This is a genomic window from Enterobacter sp. NFIX58, assembly GCF_900110475.1.
GTDB lineage: Bacteria > Pseudomonadota > Gammaproteobacteria > Enterobacterales > Enterobacteriaceae > Enterobacter > Enterobacter quasiroggenkampii.
The window spans coordinates 90497-112499 of record NZ_FODW01000006.1 but is presented as its reverse complement, the minus strand read 5'-3'; the positions used below and the strand labels follow the sequence as shown (position 1 = coordinate 112499).

Below are 22003 nucleotides of genomic sequence, written 5' to 3'. Positions count from 1 at the left end.
GTTACGCCCAGCGTTTAATGATAATCGAGGTGTTGATGCCGCCAAACGCGAAGTTATTGCTCTGCAGATACTCGCAATCGATCTGGCGGGCTTCCCCCATAATATAATCTAAAGCACCGCATTGCTCATCCGGGTGCGTTAAATTGAGCGTCGGGGCAAACCAGCCTTCACGCATCATCTGTAAACTCATCCATGCTTCCAGCGCGCCGCAGGCTCCGAGCGTGTGGCCAAAATAGCTCTTCAGCGATGAAACCGGCACGTTGTCACCATAGATAGCGGCAGTGGCCTGGCTTTCAGCAATATCACCGCGATCGGTGGCAGTACCGTGTGCGGATATATACCCCATATCCAGGGCGCTTAATCCCGCCATGGCCAGCGACTGCTCCATACAAATCTGCATGGTTTCACGCTGAGGCTGGGTGATATGGGCCGCATCACAGTTAGTGGCAAAGCCCACGATTTCGCCGTAGATAGTGGCTCCGCGCGCTTTGGCATGCTCCAGCTCTTCGAGTATCAGGGTACCCGCGCCTTCCCCAATCACCAGACCATCGCGCTGCGTATCAAATGGCGAAGGGGTGGTTTTAGGTTCATCGTTACGCTGGCTGGTGGCAAACAGCGTGTCAAACACCGCCGCTTCAGACGGACACAGCTCCTCAGCGCCCCCCGCAACCATAACGGTCTGATAGCCGTGGCGAATCGCCTCCCAGGCGTAGCCAATTGCCTGGCTGCCGGACGTACAGGCGCTTGAGGTCGGGATGACGCGGCCACGTAATCCAAAGAACAGTCCGGTATTCACCGCGGTGGTGTGCGGCATCATCTGCACGTAGGTTGTGCCGGTGATGTTATTGGTGTGCTTTTCGGTGAGCATAGTGGCGAATTCGCTGACGGGCCCGGTACTGCCTGTAGAAGAACCGTAGGCGATACCGGTTTGCCCGTTGGTGAGTACCGCTTCGCCAATCAATCCCGCCTGCTCCAGCGCCAGCTCGGTGGCGCGGGTCGACATCAGCGACACGCGGCCCATGGCGCGGATCCGTTTGCGGGTATAATGTTCCGGCAGCGTGAAGTCATCAATCGGCGCGCCCAGCAGGGTGTGCAGGCCATCATAGACCTGCCACTCCGGCATTTTACGCACCGCGTTTTCATACGCCAGCAGCCTGCTGGACACGGATTGCCAGTTTTCGCCAAAGGCGGTCACGCCGCCCATGCCCGTAATCACCACGCGACGCGTCATAGCATTCCTCCGTTAATGGAAATGACCTGGCGGGTGACGTAACCCGCAATATCTGACATCAGATAGCTTGCCAGCCCGGCGACCTCCTCAGCCTGGCCCATGCGTTTCATTGGAATGATGGACATCGCTTCTTTCAGCGCGGCCTCTTCCATTTCAATCATTCCGGTATCAATCAGCCCCGGCGCAATGCAGTTCACGGTGATTTTGCGTTTTGCCAGCTCAATCGCCAGCGCTTTGGTGGCACCGATAATGCCCGCTTTTGCCGCGCTGTAGTTCACCTGCCCGCGGTTACCCATCACGCCGGAAACGGACGATAGGGTGATAATGCGTCCCCCTTTACGGGTGCCAATCATCGGCATAATGCAGGGGTGAATGACGTTATAAAAACTGTCGAGATTGGTGTGGATCACGCTGTCCCAGTCGTCTTCACTCAATGCCGGAAAGGCGCCATCGCGGGTGATACCCGCGTTGCTGACCACGCCATACCATGCGCCATGGGCTTCAATGTCCTGTTCCAGCACCTCGCGGCACTGTTCGCGGTTGCCCACATCAAACGAGAGTAAACGGCCGTTGCCACCCGCCTGCGTGATGGCGTCCAGCGTCTCCTGCGCGCCTGCGGCATCACGATGGTAATGCACGCCTACGGTAAACCCGTCGGCGGCAAGCTGGCGGGCGATGGCGCGCCCTATGCCTTTGCTGGCCCCGGTGACCAGTACGGAACGACTCATGCGTTAGATCCCTGATTAAAAAGCGAGGTTAATTCTTCTGCGCTTGGCTGGAAGGTGTTGACCCGGCCCGTGGCCAGCGTCTCTTCATTAGCGGAAATTGCGCATTCAAAACTGCCGAAGCGTTCGTCCTGCATCAGCAGCTTAACGGTGATGTCCAGCGTCAAGCCTGCGGCGAAACGCCCGCTGGCGCAGATCAGTTCACGCGCGCCGAGCACCATGCCCAGCGCAATATGCTCCTGCCCCTGCTGCTGGCGATGCCAGCCGGACCAGACGCCGACGGTCTGCGCCATCAGCTCAAGCGCGTACCAGCCCGGCAGGTCGCCATCGGCATTCAGAAATGGTGCCAGCACGCTTTGTCTGTCTATCGCGACGCGGCATACCGCCATGTCGTCCGTCACATTCTCAACGGACTCCAGCAACATCATGGGCGCATCGTGCGGCAAATAGGCTTCGGGTGATAAGTAGCTCATGACGCTCTCCCCAGCAGAATGCTGGCGTTGTTGCCGCCAAACGCGAACGAGTTAGACAGAATGACCGGTTTTGTCAGCGCGGTGCGCTGGTGCAGCAGACCGCACGGTGCCAGCGTGTCGTCCGGTGCGTAGCGGGTGAAGTCCTGCGGCGGTAAGGGCAGATCGCGCGTCAGAATCAGCCAGCTCAAGGCCGCTTCGGTGATACCGGCAGCGCCCAGCGTATGGCCGGTAAGGTCTTTGGTAGAACTACAGGGCACGCTTTCCCCAAAGAGATCGTGTACCACCTGCGATTCAATCTGATCGTTAAGCGGCGTGGCCGTGCCGTGCAGGTTGATGTAGCCGATATCCTCCGGCTGCATACCCGCTTCGTTGAGCGCCTGCGTGATGGCCCTGATCGCCCCTTCGCCCTGCGGATGCGGAGCGGAGATATGGTACGCATCGCTGGATTCCCCCGTACCGAGCAGCGCCACGTCCGCGGGCTCACGGCTAAGCACCATCAGCGCGGCGGCTTCACCGATGGTGATCCCCCGACGGTCGCGACCAAAAGGCTCGCAGAGCGTAGGGGAGAAGGATTCAAGGCTGTTAAACCCGTTGACGGGCATCCGGCTCAGGGTATCTGCTCCGCCAACAATGGCGATGTCCACCAGCCCGGCTTCAATCAGACGTTTGCCGCCGATCATCGCCCGCGCGCTGGAAGAGCAGGCTGTCGAGATCGTATAGGCCGGGCCTTCGAGCTGAAGCCAGTTGGCGAGGAAGCGGGACGGATCGCCGAGCTCCTGCTGCGGGTACTGCCAGTGCGTGCTCGCTTCGCCATGGGTCATGCGCTGCACGTGCTCATCGCCTTCATCCAGCCCAGAGGTGCTGGTCCCCAGCACCACGGCCACCCGATCGCGGCCGACGCGGGCGATAGCCTCGTCGACGGTCGACTGAATCTGCGCCAGCGCGGCCAGTAGAAGCTGGTTGTTGCGGGTGCGGTGTGCGGACAGCGTTTCCGGGATGGGCGGCAGTTCGCCTTCCACACCGCCCAGCACGGCATCGGGTGAATCCTGTAACCAGCCGGTTCGGGCATGCATACCCGGCGCTACGCCCGTCATCAGGTTAGCAGCGATTTCATTATGCGAGTTGCCCAGCGCGTTGACCATGCCAACAGCGGAAATATAAATCATCTCAGTCACCCAGATATTGAATGGTGATGTGGTATTTAAAAACGTGTTGCTCGATGCTGATCGGCTCGCGCTTGCCTTTACGCTGCAGATAGACAATCTCCGTCACCAGCTTGCCGCTGGCGTTATGCAGTTCGCGCCGATCGCCCGTGTCAGTCAGCGTCCAGCCCTTCGGCAACTGCGGCTGCCAGGCGCTAATCGGCCAGTGGCTGAGCATCACGTCGGCCAGCACCTGGCTGGCGGGCGGCAACTGCGGCACAACGATCGACTGCTCGGTATGAATACCGGTCTCATCGTACGTCGCCAGGAACAGACGAATGCCCACGGAAGAGAGCCCGGCCAGCGTCACTTTATGCGCATCCGCGTTGAGCATCACCAGCAGGGACTGCGTTTGCCCGTTAAAGCTGCCGGTCAGCAGCTGCTGAGAGCTTACCGCCGGGCTAATGCCGGGCGGCGGGAGCGTAACGCGGGTTCCCGGCTGGAGCCAGGCCTGGGGACGCGTCTCTTGGGTATCGGTCGAATGGCTGCAGCCTGCCAGCAGCAGCGCCGCAGCCAGCGCGGCGGCGCGGTAAAAAGCGTTCATTTACGTTTTCTCTCTTTCTTATCCGGCATCGCCAGCGGCGCCAGCAGGAAGGCGGTAAAAATACCGCTCACCAGCACGATACCAAAGCTGCTAATGGCCTGCGTGGCGCTGAAGACGAGCATGCCCAGCGTCATCAGCGTGGTCATCATCGCCAGCGTAATCGCCAGCATCGAGGTCAGCGGCGTGCCGCGCGGGTTGCTGAAAAACAGCGTGTAGTTAATGCCAATGCCGAGCACCAGCACCAGCGCCAGCAGTGAAAACAGGTTTACCGGGTGGCCCGTTGCGGCCAGTACCGCCAGCCCGCAGCTCAGCGACAGCACGGACGGCACCAGGCTTATCAGCCCCTTACGCCAGCCGAGGCGCAGCATCGCCCCGCAGGCAATCACCGCCAGCGCGGCAAACAGAAGCCCCGTCAGCAGCGTGCGGTAGAGGGCAAACAGGGTGTCAAAACTGGCTTTGCGATCGACCCAGACGACACCGTCATGGCGCGCGGCCAGCTCGCCGAGGGCCGCGCTGTTTTTTGCGCCGTCCACCGGTACGAGCACGCCGCTTTGACCGTCGGGCAGGGTCAGCCAGAGCAGACGCCAGCCTTCGCTGGCCGGGCTTTTAAGCCACGCGTCCACGCTGACCGGCATGGCGTCCAGATTCGGGGAGACGGCGTTGAGCCCTGCGCTTTTCAGCACGTTCGTTACCGCAGGCGCGGCGTTTTGCAGCAGCGTAAGATCGCTTTTCTGACGGGCCAGCGAGTTCAGCGGCAGGGTGCGCCAGCGGGTAATTTCTCCCGCTTTCTGCGCCTTTGCCAGCGCCGGGGTAAAGGCTTCCAGCCGCTCCAGCGTTTGCTGAGGCGAAGCGCCATGAACCACAAACCATTTCTGATCCACGCTCTGTCCGGTCAGGGCGGTAATGGCCTTCTCCTGCGCCAGAATATCTTTCGGCAGCGCCTGCAGCTGGGCGATGTCGTCATCCACCTTCAGCGTGCTTATTCCCACGGCGGAGAGCAGCGCCAGCGCGACGGGAAGACCAATTGACAGTTTTTTACTGCGTCGCCAGGCGGCCAGCCAGCGCAGCATCAGGACCATAAAGGGAACCGGGCGCACCGGTAACCCGCGGCACAACCACGGATGCCAGAAAATCACCGTCAGGCAGGAGGCGCTGAGTCCCACGGCAGCGAACACCGCCATCTGGCGGATCCCGGGGAAGGGGGCCAGCATCATAATCAGGTAGGCGGCGACGGTCGTCAGCAGCGCCAGCAGCAGCGCATTGCGAACTTTGGCCAGGCTTTGCCAGGGAGTATGCTCCGCGCCGTGTACCATCCGTTCAGTCAGGTAGTAAAGCGTGTAGTCTGCCGAAATTCCGATGATGCTCATGCTCATCACCAGCGTCATCAGGTGCAGCTCGCCAAAGAGCAGCAGCGTCACCACCGTCCCCGCCAGCGCGCCGATGGCAATGGAGAGCACGCTCAGCAGCAGCGGGCGCAGAGAGCGGAACACCGCCACGATGAGCAGGAACACGCCAAGCAGGGTGGCGATACCCAGCGTCGAAACATCACGTTTGGCCTGCTGGCTGGCGTAATCGCTGTAGAACATGGTCCCGCGGGAAAGCAGCTGTGCCTGAGGGTAGCGGGCTTTCAGCGTCTCCTGCAGCGCGTTAAGCGTCGTCACGAGCCGGTGGGTCTGCTGCATATCAAATGATGAGCCCGCCAGCTCGCCGTGGAGCAGATACCAGTAGTTTCCCGCCTCATCTTTTGCGACCAGCCAGCCGTCCATCAGCCGCAGCTTCTGGCCGTTTTGCGCCAGAGCGAGCTGCGAGCCGCGCATCAGCATCAGGGGATCGTTTTGCAGCTCTTTACCGCTGACGCCGGAAAAGGCCGAATAGAGCTGAGATAAAATCCACTGCGCCTGCGCTTCTCCGCCGTTTTGCAGGCGGCCGCGGGTGGCGGGGTCAATCAGGCCATTTCGGTGCTGCCAGAAGAACTCTCCCCAGGCCTTTTGCCCGGCGGCGTCCATCGGGCCTTTGACCTCGCTGAGCGAATCAGTGCTTTGCAGCAGCGCCAGCCACTGCTGTGCCACGCGCGGATCCGGCTCTTTGCCGGGGCTGACCAGCCAGACCAGCTGGCGGTCGAGACGCTGCATAAACCCGTCGTTGAGCGCCGGCGGGATCGCCCCCAGCGTCTGCTTCGGCAGCATGGCCAGCACGCTGCTGTTCAGTCGCGCGCCGGGCAGCAGCGACAGCAACACGCCCAGCAGAATCAGGCATAGCGTGGCCCACAGCAGCGCCGGGCGCAGGGATTTACGGTGCGGCAAAGCGTTGGCGTTCGTCATCGGTCAGGCTGGCGGGCGTCAGTTGGTGGCGAGAAAGGGCGATATCGGTACGGTCGCCCTGTTTGTCGTTGAGGCGAATCGTTTCCAGATAGGTCGCGCCGCCCAGATCGAGGGTGGCGAAAATCTTGTCCAGCGGCGTCGTTTTTGGCGTAAGCACCAGCGACCAGCGGCCCGCTCCCAGGTCCTTAAAATCGATGCGGAAGTTCTCTTCCAGCACCTTACGGTCGGCCTGGAACAGGGCGCGCAGAAGATGGTTGAACTGGAACATTTGCGGATTATTGTCGGCAGTGATGGTTTGCGGCGGCTGGCCGTTAATCGCCTGCACCATCCGCTTGTCGTCCAGCAGGAGCGTCATCGGAAACGGCGCTTTTTGATCCCACAGCAGGCCGCTGTCGCGGGCGATCAGCATTTCGCCCTGCGAGCGCAGCGGCTGCGGCATATCTTTTATCGTGCGAACCTGTTCGAAATGCGCGCGCACCACAGGCTGCTCGGTGAAGCGCTGCTGCAGCTCATCCAGCGTCACGGCACTGACCAGCGGGCTGACGATCAGCGCCAGTAAAGGCAACCATTTCATGGTGTTACTCCCATACATTCAAACAGTATTGCCGGGCTCACAAAGCACATTTCGCGGGTCGCTTCTTCCACCGCCACCTGAATGGTGTAACCGGTGGTCGTGCGTTTGCCGGTCTGCGCATCGAAAATTTGATAGGCAATGCGCAGGCGGTTTTCATACTCTTCAATATGCGCGCGGACGCGAATACGCTGCTCAAAGGTCACCGCATCGCGGTATTTCACCCGGGTGTCGACGACGGGCCAGACGTAGCCGGAGGCCTTCATCTGGCGATAGCCATAATCAAACTGATTGAGCAGCGCCTCGCGGGCGATCTCAAAGTAGCGGAAATAGTTACCGTGCCAGACCACGCCCATCATATCGACGTCGTGGAACGGAACGGTGATCTCGACTTCAGTCGTAAAGCGGGGATCGGTCAGCACCCTTTACTCCTTCTCACTGGACTCTGGCAGATGCCAGAAATCGAAAAAATTAAACCAGTCGAGCGGCGACATGAGGGCGTAATGTTCCAGCCGCTGCGCATAGTGATCGACGGTATCTTGCAGTGCCTGCTGGCGTTCACCGCGCGGCAGGCGCAGCGGGTCGGCAAACGGCTCGCAGTGCAGGACGAGCTTACCCTGCTGGCGCAGGGCGAAAATCAGCACCACCGGGCAGCGGAGGATGGAGGCCAGGATAAACGGCCCCTGTGGGAACGGTGCAGGCTGGCCCATGAATCGGCTCCAGATCACGCGCCATTCGCCGCCGCGCTGCGGATTCACCGCGATGCGATCCCCCACAATCGCGACCCATTCACCGCGCTCAAGCTTCTCTTTGATGGCAATGGCGGTATCCGGGCCGATGTCGGTGACCGACATCAAATTCACGCCAGCTTCGGGCGCCATTTCGCTCATGATTTGCTTAAAGCGCTGGGCGTTCTCGCTGAAAACCAGGGCGTTGATGATTTTACTGCCTTCCAGCTGAGCCAGGGCCCGGCAGGCCTCTACGTCGCCAAGGTGCGAGGCCAGCAGCAGTTTGCCCTGTGGAGCCGCGATGTTTAACGCTTCGCTCGCGCCGGGGGCAAAGACAATATCGCGATGAAGCTTCAGCTCGCCGCGCCAGCTGGCGACTTTATCCAGCATCGCGTTGCCGAAGCGCATGAAATGGAAAAAGCTGTTAAGCCGTGAGGGAACAGGCATGCTCCGCTGACGCAGTTCTTGCTTCACTCTCGCCATCCACTGCCGCGAGGCCTGCCGCGCCGGACGCGCGATAAGCCAGTACACGCCGATAACCGGCCACAACAGCACGGTAAAGGCCCGCCGACCCAGCCGTTCCCAGACGCGCAGCATCAGGCGCATCCCCCACAGACCCTTGACCTCGTCCTGCTGCGCCCAGTGCTGGCGGCGTCGACGGAAAAGCAGGCCGGGCATGCGGGGCAGCATGCCGAAGAAGAGCCGGGTATGCATCAGGGAGATCCGCACGTTATCTTTTAGCGCGTCGAAGTGGGACAAACCGTCCTGCGGATAGGTCACGCGCGTGGGCAGAAAGACGCTGGTGTTGCCCTGCCAGTAGAGACGAACCATCACTTCGGTGTCAAAGTCCATCCGCTTGCCGAGCGGTTCGCGCGCTGCCAGCCGCAGCGTGGGTGAAACCGGATAGACCCGAAAGCCGCACATGCTGTCTTTAAGCTGCAGCGATAAGGTTTCAATCCACACCCAAACGTGGGTGATCCAGCGCCCGTAAAGTCGGGAGCGCGGAATAGAGTCATCGTAAATGGGCTGGCCGGAAATCAGCGCGTCCGGGTGGCGCTCCGCCAGCGCCAGCAGTTTGGGGATATCCTCAATGGCGTGTTGGCCGTCCGCATCCACCTGCACGGCGTGGGTGTAGCCCGTCCGCGCACACTCCTCCAGCCCTCTGATGACCGCGGCACCTTTTCCTGCGTTTTGCGCCAGACGAACCAGCGTCATCTGCGGCTGCTCCGCCGCCAGGCGCTCAAGCTCCCGACGGGTGACTGCGTCGCTGCCGTCATCCACTACCATGCACGGCAGGCCGAACGGCGCGAGACGTGACAGCACGCGGGCAATCATCGCGCCGTGGTTGTAGCACGGGATCAGCACGCAGGGACGAAAGATTACTGACATAAACGAATTTTCCCGCTGCTGGCGGTGTGGCGCTCAGCCCCGGCATGGCGTTGATAGCTGAAGGTCAGCATCTGACGTTCGGCATGCCACTCAAGCATCAGCGTCACCGTGGTTTCCGGCAGCAGTGGTGCCTGAAACTTCACGTTTTGAATGCTGTGAAAGCGATAGCCCGGTGCCAGTAACGTCGTGGCGTAGTGCATCACCCAGTCAAGCTGCGCAACGCCGGGCAGCAGCGGTTGTACGGCGAAATGGCCCTGAAACCAGAACAGCGTTGCGTCGAGATGCAAAACGATCTCCAGCTTCTCCGGCTGTGTCTGGTGGCGCTCAATTTCATGAATTTTCATGAAATAACTCCTCTAACTGCGCATAGACACGCTTGTTCATACTGTTTACCGGCATTTCATCAACTATGCGCCAGTAGCGCGGCACCGCGACAGGTTCAAGCCACGGCAGCAGGGCGCGACGCCAGGCGAACTCCTGCGCTTTTTTATCCTGCACATACCCGCGCTGACGGGCCGTTTCATCCAGAACCAGCAGGGCGCCAATCCCCTGACGACCCCCGCGCGTGACCGGCAGTGCGGCCGCTTCGCAAATACCGTCGAGCTCCAGCAGGCGGCGTTCGATCTCGTTAAGCGAGATGCGTTTTTCTTCAATTTTGACCACTCGCCCGCGGCGACCGGCGATGCTGAAAAGCCCCTCGCTGTCGAAGTGCAGGATATCGTCGAGCTGGAGCCCTTCTGGCTCATGGATCAGTGGCGACGTAACGCGACAGGCGTCATCTTCCTGATGGAAGATGACGCCGGGGAACGGTAGCCAGGGCACGTTATCCTCCTGACGATGGCGCCAGGCGAGGATCCCGGTTTCGGTACTGCCATAAATTTCATCCGGCCAAAGGTTAAGCCAGCCGGAGGTGGTCGAGACATCACGCCAGGGCAGCATTCCACCTGCTGAAATCAGCATCCTGACGGGCGGCGCGGCAAGCTCGGTATCCAGGCGCTTCAGGAACGCCGGGCTGCTGATGAACAGGTATTGCCTGTCAGGAGGCAGGGCGGCCAGTTGTTCTGCGTAATAGAGCATCGCGGCATGCAGCGGCAGGCCCAGCGCCATCGGCAAGACGATACGGAATGTCAGGCCATACAGGTGTTGCGGTACGACCGAGGCCACAATGCTGCATCCGGCCAGACGCTCACCAAAGCGGTTAGCCAGCAGGCGGGCTTCGCGATCCAGACTGACGATGTGCTTAACCACCCGGCGCGGCGTGCCCGTGGAGCCTGAGGTGAACAGTTCAACGAAGCGGTTTTCGTCAATGGCCGGCAGAGGCACCCAGTGGCTGGCTGTCTGTTGGCTGGAGGCCACCACAATCTGTTTCCCATGAAAACCAAGAGTTCGATCGCTCAGAACGCCGCTAAACAAAGATTGCTGTTCTTCAAGCTGTGAGACGCGGCTATGGCCGGGAATGACCGGTGTTTTACCGGCGTGCAGCGAGGCCAGCAGCGCAACAATAAACAGGTAGCTGTTTTCAAAGCACAGCGCCCAGCGCTCGCCTTCCTGCTGACGCAGGGTCTCGACCAGTAAGGTTACATCGTGGCGCAACTGGCCCAGCGTCCAGGTACGATCGTCGAGCCAGGCAACAGGCGTGTCGTCTGGGCGCGGCGCATTTAACCACTGGCCCAGCGGAAGGGGGTTAGTCATTGTGCATCTCTTTTTTTATCACCCGCTGGCGCACCAGCCACTCTGCTGCCATCAGCATCCCCATCAGGATGTAAGCCACCATACCGTTCCATAGCGTCCACAGATGCATGTCGCCGTGGAGGACGGTAAACAGCGCCATCGTGCCGTTGCCGACGAAAAAACCGCACCAGACGAGGGTCACCTTACGGGTATAGCGCACGCCCTCCCGGGGCAAGTTTGGCTCGCGCAAGCGCGCCAGTCGTTCTACAAGCGGCATCGCTGTCCACAGCGAACCGCCAAACACGGCCAGCATGACAAGGTTGACGACCACCGGGTAGAGCAGCAGCCACTGGTGGGCTTTCAGCAGGTAGCTTGCCGTGCAGAGGGCGATCCCCACCAGCGCCACGCACTGCACCACATACCGCATCGGGCTTGTGTTCCGCTGCGCCTGACGCAGCCGCAGCAGTAACACCAGAGCCATCACGGGTAATAGCCACTGCAGGCTGTTATGCGCCAGCCCAAATCCAACCAGGAAGGGCCACGCCAGCAGCATCAACCCCGTCAGAAGTGGGATGATCGGGAATGTCCGTCCGCCGCGCACGACGTCTTACTCTTCGCGCAGAAGCTGTTCGACGGCGTCTACCACATCCTGAACGGTACGAACCGATTTGAAGGTTTCCGGCTTGATTTTCTTGCCCGTTTTCTTCTGCAGATGAACAATCATGTCCACCGCATCAATGCTGTCCAGCTCCAGGTCTTCGTAAAGACGGGCTTTAGGGGTAATATCCTGCGGGTCGATTTCAAACAGTCGGGTCAGAAGGCCACAGACTTCCTGATAAATGGTTTCTTGTTCGGTCATCGTGATCACATCTCAGGCGCGTTGAGCGTTGATAAAGGACGCCAGCGTGGCGACGGAAAAGAAGTGCTGGCGCATCTCTTCGCTTTCAGCAGAAAGCACCACGCCATACTGGTTTTTCACGGCCAGACCCAGTTCCAGCGCGTCGATAGAGTCGAGACCCAGCCCATCGCCAAACAGCGCGGCATCGGTATCAATATCCTCTGCGGTAAGCTCGTCCAGATTCAGCGTGGTGATAATGAGATTCTTAATTTCAAGATAAAGCGCTTGCATCATTAATTCCTGACAAAGATTGAAGGCCTGATGTTAATCGATGCTGTAGATGCCGGTTTAACTGCCTTGCCGCCAGCGCCGGTTCTTGTTCATTTGCATCGTAAAATTCGTCGATGTTCACGCGGTCGCGGACATCCACGGTGAAGACAGGTTTTTCTGGCGGCACATCATACCAGCGACTTTTTTTATCCAGCAGATGTTCGCTACAGTGGATCAGCACCACCCGCAGATCGCTGTTACAGCGCACGGCGATATTTGCTGCGCCGCGCTGGAGGGAAATAGCTTCACCAGACCGGGTACGTGTGCCTTCCGGGAAGATTAAAAGCGTGTCGCCCTGAGCCAGACGCTGCTGGCTTGCAGCCAGCAGAGGCTCGGCTTCGCTGTTAATCAGGTAATCCGCCGCGCGGATGACGCCGCTGACAAACGGATTGCGCAGCAGCGCGCTTTTCACCAGACAGTCGGTTTCTGGCATCACCGATGCCAGAATCACGTAGTCAATTAACGTGGGGTGGTTAGCCACCACCAGACAACCCCGATCGTTGCGCAGGGCGTCAAGATTGTGAATGCGATAGTCCAGTACCCCGAGGCCACGGGCAACGGTCAGGAAGAAGCGGAAGTTGGCCGCAATGCTGCGCCGCGCAAGGCGACGGCGGTTGGTGCGGTCGCGCTGGACGATCAGCAGCAGGTTGAACCATACCAGTGACAGCAGCAGCCCGCCCACGCCAAACAGCACGAAGCAGAATCCGGTCATCATCAGACGCCATAACCAGTTAATTCGGGCAGTCAGGCGGTTCATGCGCGCGTCCATTGCCACAGCAAACGTTCGCCGGGTACCACAAACTGGCGTGCCTCGCTGAGATAGCGTTGCAGGAACATCAGGCTTTGCGGAAGGGCGGGTTCATCCCCCGTGCTGCCGCTGCGGGTTTCACACTGCAATTCCTTGCCGGATTCAATCACCAGCGCCAGCGCGTAGGGCCAGGTGGGCATCTGGTGCGGTAACGCCGGGTGGTAAAATTCCGGCAGTGCGCCGTCAAAATCGACCAGCAAGACGCGGGAGTAGCCCGCCTGCAGCAGGCTCAGGACTTCACATAATGCCTGCTGGAAGGTGTCCAGCCCGGCAGAAATGGATGACGAGACGATAGCCTGGCGTGCGGTAATCGTGAGATTGCCCACCGCCGAGTTGTGCACGGACATGGCGAAGTCGGTAGGCGATACGGATTGCCCCGTCGCCAGAGCATGCAGAATACGGTAGTTGCGCTCCAGCTCGCCGTGGCGGCTGGAATAGACGACGGCATCAATGGCGTGGTGTTGTAGCATAGCGAGACCAATGTCCACCGCCAGCTTACTGCCTGAATTGAGGCGGCGCGCGGTCATCATGGGTAAAGCGGTCAGCCGGGGAAGCGGGGCCGCTGGATCGACGGGCAGCTGCAGGCGTGACCACGCCTGCCACTCTGTGGCATCGTTGAGTCCTGGGGCTCTCGCCTGCCAGTCGATAATGTTCAGTGAAAATTTCATCTACGCGCGTCCGCGAAAAAAACCGTATTCAAAGGGCAGACTTGGCCACCCGGGCAGCTAAGCTGCTCTATTGTTCACGTTTGGTGCATATCAGCAGGGTATGACCGACCCCAAGGTTATCCAGACGCTGTTCAACGCTGAAACCTGCGCTCTCCAGGTAACGATAAAACGCCTCTACGCTGTAAAACCGGCTATTGCCATTCGCCATACAGGTGAAATAGAGCGAGGTGGCATTCAGGCTGAAAGAGGCCGCTTCAAACTTCTGGGCATCCCAGAAAAGCTCCATGATGCACAAACGTGCGCCTGGCTTCATGACCTGTGCGACGCGCGTCAGCATGACGATAATCTGATCCGGAGAGAAACAATCCAGAAACTGGCTCATCCACCAGACGTCGGCCTCACCCGGCAAGGCTGCTGGGCTAAGCATATCGACAGCATGGAATCCAATACGATGAGAAAAACCTGCTTTTGCGATGTTTTCCTGCGCCAGCGCTATCTGCTGCGGCAGGTCGAGGATCGTCACGGCAACATTTTCGTCATAGCGGCAGCAGCGTAACGCCCATTTACCCGTATTTCCGCCCACATCGTACAATTTTGTCGGCGAGCTTGCGAATATATATGGCAAAGCGGCGTCAAACGCGGCGTCGGAATAGTAATGATCAAAGGCGAACCAGCTCTCTTTCGCCTGAGCCGGTAATTGGGATAATGCCGGATAGATGGTTGGCCAGTTGCCAAACACCGCTAATCCCGCAGGTTTTTCTTCCTTCAGGGCGTCCGCCAGGTGAAATAGCCCTTTGTAACAAACGTCCTGAGTGAAATCCATATTTACGCGGGTCATTTCATCGTGCAGTAAAAAGTGGCCCACTTTCGCCAGAAAATAACGTCCATGCTGTTGGGTAACGATCCGCCCGCTTAATCCCATATCCAGCAGTACGCTGACGCCATAGCTGCCGAGCGTGCTGTGTTCGGTTATTTCCTCGAGGCTGGCACCCTCTTTACCTTGTTTATCGAGCCAGGCGAGAATGCCTGAGTTACGCAGACAAAGCGCGGTCTGAAATAACATCGGAGCAAAAGCGATGCGTTGCGCTTCGGTAATGGCATCCAGTGCGCTGAGCGTATCCTTTTCGTACATTGCTGCGTAACCTTTCAGGGCAAGAAATAAGGGTTATCGGGCCAAATGCGGCCCGACTTTAGAAAAATATTACAGTGGGGCGCCCGCGGAGAGGTTCAGCTGAATATCGTGGTCGAGGTTATTCACCCAACGGTTATAATTTTTGTGAATTTTACCGTCAGCCGCTTTCAGGTTCATACTGCTTTCGTAGTTAATGGAATAGCTTGTTGCGGAATAAGGAATACGAACGTCGACCGAGTGGTCGCGCGCCTGCAGACGACCTTTGATAACGCCCGGACCGGCTTCCGTCATGATCCAGTCACGTTTTTGTCCTGCTTTCAAAATCGCTGTTTTTACCTGGTCGGCGGTATGACCCGCGCTCACAGTAGAGTGAACCTGAGCGATTGGGGCAGTACGCGCACAGCCTGCCAGTGCGCCAACGAATACGGCGGCAGCACACCATTTAACGATCTTTTTCATCAACAACTCCATATCAATAATAACAATTAAAGGTAGTGGTTTTTACAAATAATATTCATCCGGCGTTTCTTATGTGCCAGATGTTTTTTTAATCAATATTAAGGTTTGCATTACGTTGACGCGAAGGCGGGCATAATAACATGGAAAATAATTAACAATTTCATTTTTTTTAATTTGCGTTAAATCATGATATGCGTTTCAACGTAATGCGACCGACGTAAACAAAAACAGAATTAATATTTCCTTAACGCAAATAAAAATACCGCGACAGGTTATGAACGCGGTAATTTAAGGCGGATTATTGGCGGTTTAAACCTACCTATAAAGGTAGGTCAGCTACCCAGGCAACCGGCTTTTTGGCCTTCCCGGCCCGAGCAGGATCGCCAGCTTGCTGCCGCCTTTAGTGGTTTCCATCCAGATCTTACACACGCTGGTCAGGGGGACCGAGAGCAGCATACCGACTGGGCCCAGCAGCCATCCCCAAATCAGTAAGGATAAAAAGACGACCAGCGTCGACATGCCCAGCCGGTGCCCCATCATGCGCGGCTCGAGAATATTGCCCAGCACCATATGCACCACGAGGAACAGCGCGCCAACCAGCATGCATTCGTAAAAACCGTTAAACAGAAACGCCTGAATCATCGGCGGCACGGCGGAAAGCACCGCGCCAATATTGGGCACGTAGTTGAGCAGAAACGCCAGTACGCCCCACATCAGCGCGAACTGCACGTCCATCAGCATCAGCCCCAGCCAGACAATCACCCCGGTCCAGACGCTCAGCAGCGTTTTCAGCGCCAGATATTTTGAGACCCCCTTCAGCGCCCGGTGTAATCCGGCAATGTGAATTTGGGGATTATTCAACGCAAAGCGCAGTTTATAGGGGACGTGGCGGACTTCAAACAGCATAAACACCACCGTCATGACCAGCAGCAGAATGCTGGCCATCGCGCCGGAAAGCCCCGTCATCAGCGTGGTGGCGTAGGTCATGACCTTCTCGGAATCCATCCTGCGCAGCATCCGTTCAGGTGAGATATGCAAATTTAGGAAGGGCACCATCTCCTGCAGCGCCACAATCTTACGCGTCAGCTCTTTGTTGTACTGCGGCAGCATGGTGGAGAATTCGCTCAGCGATGCCGCCAGCACGCCGAAGAGCGCCGTCAGGGCAATCAGCATCACGATGACGACAATGGTGATGGCGACCGGACGGCTGACGCCCCGGCGAAGAAACCAGGTGACCAGAGGATTAAGCACAATGGCAAAAAAGAGCGCCAGCAGGAGCTGGACAATAATGTCAGCGGCAGCATGGATACCCGCAAGGATAACCACCAGACAGGCGAGCTTTAATAAGATGTGGAGTCCTGCTTTGTCGGACGGGTTAGCGATCATGCGTGTTCCTTAATATGATGACCCGATAAGTGTAGTGCCCGGGCTTCGCTTCGTCTGGCACCGTTAATCTGAAAGTCGGTGCTGATTTTCTTATTGGGGCGTGGTAATAGTGAAACACTGTTGTAAAAAATCCAGGTAGAACCCCATGCCCGAACCTGCCGCTGAAACGGCACTGAGCGGACTGCGCCTCAATCTGCGCATCGTTTCCGTTGTTATTTTCAACTTTGCCAGCTATCTCACCATCGGCCTGCCGCTGGCGGTCCTGCCGGGCTATGTCAATGACGTGATGGGCTTCAGTGCCTTCTGGGCGGGGCTGGTGATTAGCCTGCAGTATTTCGCGACACTCCTGAGCCGACCGCATGCCGGTCGCTACGCGGACACGTTCGGTCCAAAAAGCATTGTGGTGGTGGGATTGTGCGGCTGCTTCCTCAGTGGCCTGAGCTACCTGCTGGCTGCCACGACCAGCCACTGGCCGTTGGTCAGCCTGGCGCTCCTCTGCCTGGGCCGCGTCATCCTAGGCATCGGGCAAAGCCTGGCGGGAACCGGCTCGACGCTGTGGGGCGTGGGGGTTGTCGGTGCGCCGCACATTGGCCGGGTGATCTCCTGGAACGGGATTGTCACCTACGGTGCGATGGCGCTCGGTGCGCCGCTCGGCGTGGCCTGCTATGCGTTTGGCGGGCTGTATGGGCTGGCCGTCACCATCATGGCGGTCGCGCTGCTGGCGATTCTGTTTGCGCTGCCGCGCCCGAAAGTGAAGGCCAGCAAGGGCAAGCCGCTGCCGTTTCGGGCGGTGCTGGGGCGCGTCTGGCCGTACGGCATGGCGCTGGCGCTGGCGACCACCGGCTTCGGTGTGATCGCGACCTTCATTACCCTGTTCTATGACGCCAAAGGCTGGGACGGCGCGGCCTTTGCGTTAACCCTGTTCAGCTGTGCGTTTGTTGGCGCGCGCCTGCTTTTCCCTAACGGCATCAACCGTCTGGGTGGGCTGAACGTGGCGATGATCTGCTTTGCGATAGAAATTGTCGGGCTGCTGCTGACCGGAATAGCGATGGTGCCCTGGGTCGCGAAAGTGGGCGTCTTCCTCGCGGGAGCCGGTTTTTCACTGGTCTTCCCGGCGCTGGGCGTGGTGGCGGTTAAAGCCGTGCCGCCGCAGAATCAGGGCGCCGCGCTGGCGACCTATACGGTGTTTATGGATATGTCGTTAGGCATCACCGGCCCGCTGGCGGGGCTGGTGATGGCCTGGGCAGGCGTGCCGGTGATCTATCTTGCCGCAGCGGGTCTGGTGATCGTGGCCTTGCTTCTGACGTGGCGGCTAAAAAAATGGCCCCCGGTGCAGGCACCGGAGGCCACGTCATCATCGTGAAACGTTACTGGATCACGATGGTGTTAATAATGTTTTCAGCAGCCGTCTGCGCTTTCTGCTGATCTTCCGCTGGCAGGGTGATCTGCAGGGTCAGGAGTTTGTTATCGACCTTGCCCAGCACGACAGAGGAGTACGCGGTCTGGCCTTTCGCAGAGATGATGCTGTCCAGCTGCTGCAGCTTATGGCCTTTCAACTCGATGGATTTATTGGTCACGACCTGCAGCTGCGGGTCGCGGCCGCGCTGCTGATCTTCCAGACGTTTGGACAGGACGGCCAGATCTTCGCTGGTGTCGTCGCCCACAATCACAATGACCGCTTTCTGCCCGGTTGCGTCGGAGTAAACGTGCATGTTGTTCGCCTGAGTGCCCAGCTTGCCGCTCTGGTCAGTCATATCGGCTGGCAGAGAGAAGCTGAGTTTGCCATCCATCAGATTCACCGGCTGGCCGGTCGCATTGCTTTCTGCGGATGCGCCCTGAGCAGGCGTTTTCGTGTCGCTGTTATCACAGGCTGCAAGACCCACAACCAGCAGGCCAATCCCGACATATTTAACCAGATTGCGCATTGACTTCTTCCTTTCGATAAACGGCCATAACGGCTCATTCGTTCATCTTATCACAACTGATAAAGCGAACCCTTAACCTGCCTGCAATGCCGTGATTTCAGATTTATCTGCCAGCCTTTTCAGCAGCATATTCAGCAGCACGCCGTACATGGGCAGGAAGAAGACAATGCTGATGAGCACCTTAAAGCAGTAGTCCACCAGCGCGATTTCCATCCAGTGTTCGGCCATAAACGCATCAGGGCTACGCCAGAAGGCGATGAAGAAGAAGGCCAGCGTATCGCTCACGTTACCGAACAGCGTGGAGGCGGTGGGCGCCATCCACCAGCGATGATTCTGACGCAGGCGGTTAAACACGTGCACGTCCAGAATCTGCCCCAGCGCGTAGGCCATAAAGCTTGCTGCGGCGATACGGGCGACAAACAGGTTGAAGTGGGTTAACGCCTCAAAACCCTGCCAGCTTCCCATATAAAACAGAGACGAAACCCCGTACGAGATGAACAGCGCCGGGAGCATGACCGCAAAAATAATGCGGCGAGCCAGCGGTGCGCCAAAGATACGCACGGTCAGATCGGTGGCGAGGAAAATAAACGGGAAACTGAACGCGCCCCAGGTGGTATGAAAACCAAAGATGGAGATCGGGAGCTGCACCAGATAGTTGCTGGAGGTGATCACCAGCAAATGGAAAAGCGAAAGCCAGAACAACGCTTTTACGCGCTGAGATTCAGAAAACTGCGTCATATTGTGACCTTTTTATACGTTGGGGTGAGGGAACCCAATAAAAACCGCAGCATGATACTGCTTTGGCAGGACATTGCAATGGTTAGTTTTTACGCAATCGTTAACCTGGTTTGCATTGATCGCAACCGGGCGTAAACTACAGCCGTTTTTACCTGACCGAGAAGATCATGACCGACCTGTTTTCCAGCCCAGACCACACCCTTGATGCCCAGGGCCTTCGCTGCCCGGAACCGGTAATGATGGTACGTAAAACCGTGCGCAACATGCAGACCGGTGAAACGCTGCTGATCATCGCCGACGACCCGGCCACGACCCGCGACATTCCCGGTTTTTGTACCTTTATGGAGCATGAGCTGGTAGCACAGCAGACTGAGGCGCTGCCGTATCGGTATTTGATTCGTAAGGGATAGGTAGGCGGCCTCTGCGGCCTGATGCCCTCACCCTGTGTGCCGAGGGTTCCCCACAAATAATGCCTGCACGGACGACCCCCTCTCCCTAGAGGGAGAGGGCAGGGGTGAGGGGGAACATACGGCTGTGGAGGTCATTCCGTTCACTTTATGTTCCTTGCTACTCTGTAACGACATGACCGGTGAACGTGCCAGGGTGGCTCAATCGCCACCACCCTGGCGACCCGGGCTCCCGGCGGTAAATCGCCGCTTCGCGGTCCCCTCAGCTTATTCCTTCAGGCTATCGGGTCGGGCATGAGCCTGCATCCCTGCAGGCCACGCCCTCTCGGCGCATCCTTGCGCCTCGCCCCGGCCTTACGGAAACGCTTCGGCGATTTACAGCCGGACCAGGGTGTCGCTGTAAGTCATTAATTTTGCCGAAGAAACGTTCATCGCTTCAGGTCAAAAAATGACTGGGGATCCTTCAGCCCACAGAGAGAGGGAGAACGTCATCCCTTCATCCACGCCCGGATCCCGTCCAGGAACATCTGCGTTGCCATCATGACCAGAATCAGCCCCATCAGGCGTTCCAGCGCGTTTACCCCTTTTTCGCCCAGCAGGCGCAGGAATAGGGACGACTGCAGCAGGATAATGAACGTCCCGCCCCAGGCAATCAGCAGGGCAATCACCAGATGGCTCATCTGATTCGGATACTGATGCGACAGCAGCATCAGCGTGGCCAGAATGGTCGGGCCCGCGACGAGGGGGATCGCCAGCGGCACAATAAATGGCTCTTCACCCGCAGGCAGGCCGCTGCTGCTGCCTTCCGCGCTCGGGAAAATCATCTTAATGGCAATCAGGAACAGAATAATCCCGCCGGAAATCGACACGGTTTCGGCACGCAGGTTCAGGAATGCGAGAATTTTTTCACCCGCAAACAGGAAGATAAACATCACCAGCAGGGCGATGAGCAGCTCGCGGATCATGATCGCCCGGCGACGCTTCGGCTCAGTGTGTTTTAGCACCGACATGAAGATGGGCAGGTTGCCCAGGGGATCCATAATCAGGATCAATAAAACCGCGGCGGAAATGATTTCACTCATGTAAATTATCCCTGAAACTCTCTAAGGTTATTATGATAATTAGCTGTATTTCTGATTGCCGGGCAATCATCGATTAATTTCGCTTGCGACTTTGGCAGCATTTTGTAATGTGAAGCATATCCCAGTTCAATACTGGCTTGCACAATCAGCACACACCCTCAGCAGGAAAAAAATGCTATGAAAAACGTTGGTTTTATCGGCTGGCGCGGTATGGTCGGCTCTGTACTCATGCAACGCATGGTTGAAGAGCGCGATTTCGACGCTATCCGCCCGGTCTTCTTCTCCACTTCTCAGCTCGGCCAGGCTGCTCCGTCCTTTGGTGGTACCACAGGCACGTTGCAGGATGCTTACGATCTGGAAGCGCTGAAGGCGCTCGACATTATTGTGACCTGCCAGGGCGGCGATTATACCAACGAAATCTATCCAAAGCTGCGTGAAAGCGGCTGGCAGGGCTACTGGATTGACGCGGCCTCGTCGCTGCGCATGAAAGACGATGCAATCATCATTCTCGACCCGGTTAACCAGGGCGTGATCACCGATGGCCTGAACAACGGCGTGAAAACTTTTGTTGGCGGTAACTGCACCGTCAGCCTGATGCTGATGTCCCTCGGCGGCCTGTTCGCGCAGGATCTGGTGGAGTGGGTCTCCGTGGCGACCTACCAGGCGGCGTCCGGCGGCGGTGCGCGTCACATGCGCGAGCTGCTGACCCAGATGGGCCAACTGCATCAGAGCGTTGCGACCGAGCTGGCAAACCCGGCATCCGCTATTCTGGATATCGAGCGTAAAGTGACCCAACTGACCCGCAGCGGCGAACTGCCGGTGGATAACTTTGGCGTACCGCTGGCCGGTGGCCTGATCCCGTGGATCGACAAGCAGCTGGATAACGGCCAGACCCGCGAAGAGTGGAAAGGCCAGGCTGAGACCAACAAAATCCTCAATACCGCGAACACCATTCCGGTTGACGGTCTTTGCGTACGTATCGGCGCACTGCGCTGCCACAGCCAGGCCTTCACCATTAAACTGAAAAAAGATGTGTCTATTCCGACCGTGGAAGAGCTGCTGGCCGCGCACAACCCGTGGGCGAAAGTGGTACCAAACGATCGCGATATCACTATGCACGAGCTGACCCCGGCAGCGGTAACCGGCACGCTGACCACGCCGGTTGGCCGTCTGCGTAAGCTGAATATGGGACCGGAGTATCTCTCCGCGTTCACCGTCGGTGACCAGCTCCTGTGGGGCGCCGCCGAGCCGCTGCGCCGCATGCTGCGCCAGCTGGCGTAATAATTTGTTAAATACCAGGGGTGATTTTCACCCCTTTTTTTTGCGTACTACATGGAGTAACACGCGTATGTCTTATTTTTTATCAGGAGTCATC

The 22003-nt window shown here is 58.2% G+C and carries 25 protein-coding genes; 3 read left to right on the top strand and 22 right to left on the bottom strand.

Features of this window, described 5'->3' with window-relative positions; all coding sequences use genetic code 11:
• Position 1: 1 nt before the first annotated feature.
• From BMW97_RS20505 to BMW97_RS20415, 19 genes are all read right to left on the bottom strand, one after another.
• Positions 2 to 1231 (bottom strand): beta-ketoacyl-ACP synthase, encoded by a 1230-nt coding sequence (locus BMW97_RS20505; protein WP_045909034.1) that lies wholly within the window; start codon positions 1229 to 1231, stop codon positions 2 to 4.
• The gene (locus BMW97_RS20500; RefSeq protein WP_008503093.1) at positions 1228 to 1959 is read right to left on the bottom strand and encodes a 3-ketoacyl-ACP reductase FabG2; all 732 of its coding nucleotides are present in this window, start codon (positions 1957 to 1959) and stop codon (positions 1228 to 1230) included. The genes BMW97_RS20505 and BMW97_RS20500 overlap by 4 nt, the downstream gene beginning before the upstream one ends.
• Entirely contained in the window at positions 1956 to 2429 is a 474-nt protein-coding gene (locus tag BMW97_RS20495) for a hotdog family protein (RefSeq protein WP_008503092.1), read from the bottom strand. The genes BMW97_RS20500 and BMW97_RS20495 overlap by 4 nt, the downstream gene beginning before the upstream one ends.
• Positions 2426 to 3595: a beta-ketoacyl-[acyl-carrier-protein] synthase family protein gene (locus BMW97_RS20490; RefSeq protein WP_045909033.1), complete on the bottom strand. Its 1170-nt coding sequence runs from the start codon at positions 3593 to 3595 to the stop codon at positions 2426 to 2428. Before BMW97_RS20490 ends, BMW97_RS20495 begins: the two co-directional genes overlap by 4 nt.
• Position 3596: 1 nt before the next feature.
• On the bottom strand, positions 3597 to 4175 hold the full coding sequence (locus tag BMW97_RS20485; protein ID WP_045909032.1) for a DUF3261 domain-containing protein: 579 nt from the start codon (positions 4173 to 4175) through the stop codon (positions 3597 to 3599).
• Positions 4172 to 6496, bottom strand: a complete 2325-nt coding sequence (locus tag BMW97_RS20480; RefSeq protein ID WP_045909031.1) for an MMPL family transporter — start codon at positions 6494 to 6496, stop codon at positions 4172 to 4174. The genes BMW97_RS20485 and BMW97_RS20480 overlap by 4 nt, the downstream gene beginning before the upstream one ends.
• Positions 6465 to 7070: a LolA family protein gene (locus tag BMW97_RS20475; protein ID WP_008503088.1), complete on the bottom strand. Its 606-nt coding sequence runs from the start codon at positions 7068 to 7070 to the stop codon at positions 6465 to 6467. Before BMW97_RS20475 ends, BMW97_RS20480 begins: the two co-directional genes overlap by 32 nt.
• Positions 7067 to 7489, bottom strand: coding sequence for an acyl-CoA thioesterase (locus BMW97_RS20470; protein WP_045909030.1), 423 nt, complete (start codon positions 7487 to 7489; stop codon positions 7067 to 7069). Before BMW97_RS20470 ends, BMW97_RS20475 begins: the two co-directional genes overlap by 4 nt.
• Positions 7490 to 7492: 3 nt before the next feature.
• Positions 7493 to 9184 (bottom strand): glycosyltransferase family 2 protein, encoded by a 1692-nt coding sequence (locus BMW97_RS20465; protein WP_045909029.1) that lies wholly within the window; start codon positions 9182 to 9184, stop codon positions 7493 to 7495.
• Positions 9175 to 9528 (bottom strand): ApeI family dehydratase, encoded by a 354-nt coding sequence (locus tag BMW97_RS20460; RefSeq protein WP_008503085.1) that lies wholly within the window; start codon positions 9526 to 9528, stop codon positions 9175 to 9177. Before BMW97_RS20460 ends, BMW97_RS20465 begins: the two co-directional genes overlap by 10 nt.
• Positions 9515 to 10876, bottom strand: coding sequence for a class I adenylate-forming enzyme family protein (locus tag BMW97_RS20455; RefSeq protein ID WP_045909028.1), 1362 nt, complete (start codon positions 10874 to 10876; stop codon positions 9515 to 9517). Before BMW97_RS20455 ends, BMW97_RS20460 begins: the two co-directional genes overlap by 14 nt.
• Positions 10869 to 11456: a COG4648 family protein gene (locus tag BMW97_RS20450; RefSeq protein ID WP_045909027.1), complete on the bottom strand. Its 588-nt coding sequence runs from the start codon at positions 11454 to 11456 to the stop codon at positions 10869 to 10871. Before BMW97_RS20450 ends, BMW97_RS20455 begins: the two co-directional genes overlap by 8 nt.
• A 6-nt stretch (positions 11457 to 11462) precedes the next feature.
• Positions 11463 to 11714, bottom strand: a complete 252-nt coding sequence (locus BMW97_RS20445; RefSeq protein WP_045909026.1) for an acyl carrier protein — start codon at positions 11712 to 11714, stop codon at positions 11463 to 11465.
• A gap of 12 nt (positions 11715 to 11726) precedes the next feature.
• The gene (locus BMW97_RS20440) at positions 11727 to 11984 is read right to left on the bottom strand and encodes a phosphopantetheine-binding protein (protein ID WP_008503081.1); all 258 of its coding nucleotides are present in this window, start codon (positions 11982 to 11984) and stop codon (positions 11727 to 11729) included.
• Positions 11965 to 12780, bottom strand: coding sequence for a lysophospholipid acyltransferase family protein (locus BMW97_RS20435; RefSeq protein ID WP_045909025.1), 816 nt, complete (start codon positions 12778 to 12780; stop codon positions 11965 to 11967). The genes BMW97_RS20440 and BMW97_RS20435 overlap by 20 nt, the downstream gene beginning before the upstream one ends.
• Positions 12777 to 13499: a beta-ketoacyl synthase chain length factor gene (locus tag BMW97_RS20430; RefSeq protein WP_045909024.1), complete on the bottom strand. Its 723-nt coding sequence runs from the start codon at positions 13497 to 13499 to the stop codon at positions 12777 to 12779. Before BMW97_RS20430 ends, BMW97_RS20435 begins: the two co-directional genes overlap by 4 nt.
• 67 nt (positions 13500 to 13566) lie before the next feature.
• The gene (locus BMW97_RS20425) at positions 13567 to 14631 is read right to left on the bottom strand and encodes a class I SAM-dependent methyltransferase (protein ID WP_045909023.1); all 1065 of its coding nucleotides are present in this window, start codon (positions 14629 to 14631) and stop codon (positions 13567 to 13569) included.
• Between the two features lie 69 nt (positions 14632 to 14700).
• A complete protein-coding gene (locus BMW97_RS20420) occupies positions 14701 to 15090 on the bottom strand; it encodes a lipoprotein (RefSeq protein ID WP_045909022.1) in 390 nt (129 codons plus the stop codon).
• 336 nt (positions 15091 to 15426) lie between these two features.
• A complete protein-coding gene (locus tag BMW97_RS20415; RefSeq protein ID WP_045909021.1) occupies positions 15427 to 16476 on the bottom strand; it encodes an AI-2E family transporter in 1050 nt (349 codons plus the stop codon).
• A gap of 145 nt (positions 16477 to 16621) precedes the next feature.
• Here BMW97_RS20415 and BMW97_RS20410 point away from each other — a divergent pair, with 145 nt between their 5' ends.
• Positions 16622 to 17839 (top strand): MFS transporter, encoded by a 1218-nt coding sequence (locus tag BMW97_RS20410; protein ID WP_045909020.1) that lies wholly within the window; start codon positions 16622 to 16624, stop codon positions 17837 to 17839.
• Positions 17840 to 17843: 4 nt separating this feature from the next.
• Here the strand turns inward: BMW97_RS20410 and BMW97_RS20405 are convergent, their stop codons facing one another.
• Positions 17844 to 18401 (bottom strand): DcrB family lipoprotein, encoded by a 558-nt coding sequence (locus BMW97_RS20405; RefSeq protein ID WP_008503073.1) that lies wholly within the window; start codon positions 18399 to 18401, stop codon positions 17844 to 17846.
• 72 nt (positions 18402 to 18473) lie between these two features.
• Positions 18474 to 19139 carry a 7-cyano-7-deazaguanine/7-aminomethyl-7-deazaguanine transporter gene (locus BMW97_RS20400; RefSeq protein ID WP_008503072.1) on the bottom strand — a complete coding sequence of 222 codons (666 nt, stop codon included), beginning with the start codon at positions 19137 to 19139 and terminating at the stop codon, positions 18474 to 18476.
• A 167-nt stretch (positions 19140 to 19306) separates the two neighbouring features.
• Here BMW97_RS20400 and tusA point away from each other — a divergent pair, with 167 nt between their 5' ends.
• Entirely contained in the window at positions 19307 to 19549 is a 243-nt protein-coding gene (tusA, locus tag BMW97_RS20395; RefSeq protein ID WP_008503071.1) for a sulfurtransferase TusA, read from the top strand.
• A 485-nt stretch (positions 19550 to 20034) separates the two neighbouring features.
• Here the strand turns inward: tusA and yhgN are convergent, their stop codons facing one another.
• Positions 20035 to 20628 carry an NAAT family transporter YhgN gene (gene yhgN, locus BMW97_RS20390; RefSeq protein WP_003861574.1) on the bottom strand — a complete coding sequence of 198 codons (594 nt, stop codon included), beginning with the start codon at positions 20626 to 20628 and terminating at the stop codon, positions 20035 to 20037.
• Between the two features lie 177 nt (positions 20629 to 20805).
• Here yhgN and asd point away from each other — a divergent pair, with 177 nt between their 5' ends.
• Entirely contained in the window at positions 20806 to 21909 is a 1104-nt protein-coding gene (asd, locus tag BMW97_RS20385) for an aspartate-semialdehyde dehydrogenase (RefSeq protein ID WP_045909019.1), read from the top strand.
• Positions 21910 to 22003 lie beyond the last annotated feature (94 nt).

Excerpts from the sequence above, each read along its gene's own strand:
- BMW97_RS20505 (WP_045909034.1), bottom strand. The coding sequence starts at position 1,231 with ATGACGCGTCGCGTGGTGATTACGGGCATGGGCGGCGTGACCGCCTTT.
- BMW97_RS20500 (WP_008503093.1), bottom strand. The coding sequence starts at position 1,959 with ATGAGTCGTTCCGTACTGGTCACCGGGGCCAGCAAAGGCATAGGGCGC.
- BMW97_RS20495 (WP_008503092.1), bottom strand. The coding sequence starts at position 2,429 with ATGAGCTACTTATCACCCGAAGCCTATTTGCCGCACGATGCGCCCATG.
- BMW97_RS20490 (WP_045909033.1), bottom strand. The coding sequence starts at position 3,595 with ATGATTTATATTTCCGCTGTTGGCATGGTCAACGCGCTGGGCAACTCG.
- BMW97_RS20485 (WP_045909032.1), bottom strand. The coding sequence starts at position 4,175 with ATGAACGCTTTTTACCGCGCCGCCGCGCTGGCTGCGGCGCTGCTGCTG.
- BMW97_RS20480 (WP_045909031.1), bottom strand. The coding sequence starts at position 6,496 with ATGACGAACGCCAACGCTTTGCCGCACCGTAAATCCCTGCGCCCGGCG.
- BMW97_RS20475 (WP_008503088.1), bottom strand. The coding sequence starts at position 7,070 with ATGAAATGGTTGCCTTTACTGGCGCTGATCGTCAGCCCGCTGGTCAGT.
- BMW97_RS20465 (WP_045909029.1), bottom strand. The coding sequence starts at position 9,184 with ATGTCAGTAATCTTTCGTCCCTGCGTGCTGATCCCGTGCTACAACCAC.
- BMW97_RS20460 (WP_008503085.1), bottom strand. The coding sequence starts at position 9,528 with ATGAAAATTCATGAAATTGAGCGCCACCAGACACAGCCGGAGAAGCTG.
- BMW97_RS20455 (WP_045909028.1), bottom strand. The coding sequence starts at position 10,876 with ATGACTAACCCCCTTCCGCTGGGCCAGTGGTTAAATGCGCCGCGCCCA.
- BMW97_RS20445 (WP_045909026.1), bottom strand. The coding sequence starts at position 11,714 with ATGACCGAACAAGAAACCATTTATCAGGAAGTCTGTGGCCTTCTGACC.
- BMW97_RS20440 (WP_008503081.1), bottom strand. The coding sequence starts at position 11,984 with ATGCAAGCGCTTTATCTTGAAATTAAGAATCTCATTATCACCACGCTG.
- BMW97_RS20435 (WP_045909025.1), bottom strand. The coding sequence starts at position 12,780 with ATGAACCGCCTGACTGCCCGAATTAACTGGTTATGGCGTCTGATGATG.
- BMW97_RS20430 (WP_045909024.1), bottom strand. The coding sequence starts at position 13,499 with ATGAAATTTTCACTGAACATTATCGACTGGCAGGCGAGAGCCCCAGGA.
- BMW97_RS20425 (WP_045909023.1), bottom strand. The coding sequence starts at position 14,631 with ATGTACGAAAAGGATACGCTCAGCGCACTGGATGCCATTACCGAAGCG.
- BMW97_RS20420 (WP_045909022.1), bottom strand. The coding sequence starts at position 15,090 with ATGAAAAAGATCGTTAAATGGTGTGCTGCCGCCGTATTCGTTGGCGCA.
- BMW97_RS20415 (WP_045909021.1), bottom strand. The coding sequence starts at position 16,476 with ATGATCGCTAACCCGTCCGACAAAGCAGGACTCCACATCTTATTAAAG.
- BMW97_RS20410 (WP_045909020.1), top strand. The coding sequence starts at position 16,622 with ATGCCCGAACCTGCCGCTGAAACGGCACTGAGCGGACTGCGCCTCAAT.
- BMW97_RS20405 (WP_008503073.1), bottom strand. The coding sequence starts at position 18,401 with ATGCGCAATCTGGTTAAATATGTCGGGATTGGCCTGCTGGTTGTGGGT.
- BMW97_RS20400 (WP_008503072.1), bottom strand. The coding sequence starts at position 19,139 with ATGACGCAGTTTTCTGAATCTCAGCGCGTAAAAGCGTTGTTCTGGCTT.
- tusA (WP_008503071.1), top strand. The coding sequence starts at position 19,307 with ATGACCGACCTGTTTTCCAGCCCAGACCACACCCTTGATGCCCAGGGC.
- yhgN (WP_003861574.1), bottom strand. The coding sequence starts at position 20,628 with ATGAGTGAAATCATTTCCGCCGCGGTTTTATTGATCCTGATTATGGAT.
- asd (WP_045909019.1), top strand. The coding sequence starts at position 20,806 with ATGAAAAACGTTGGTTTTATCGGCTGGCGCGGTATGGTCGGCTCTGTA.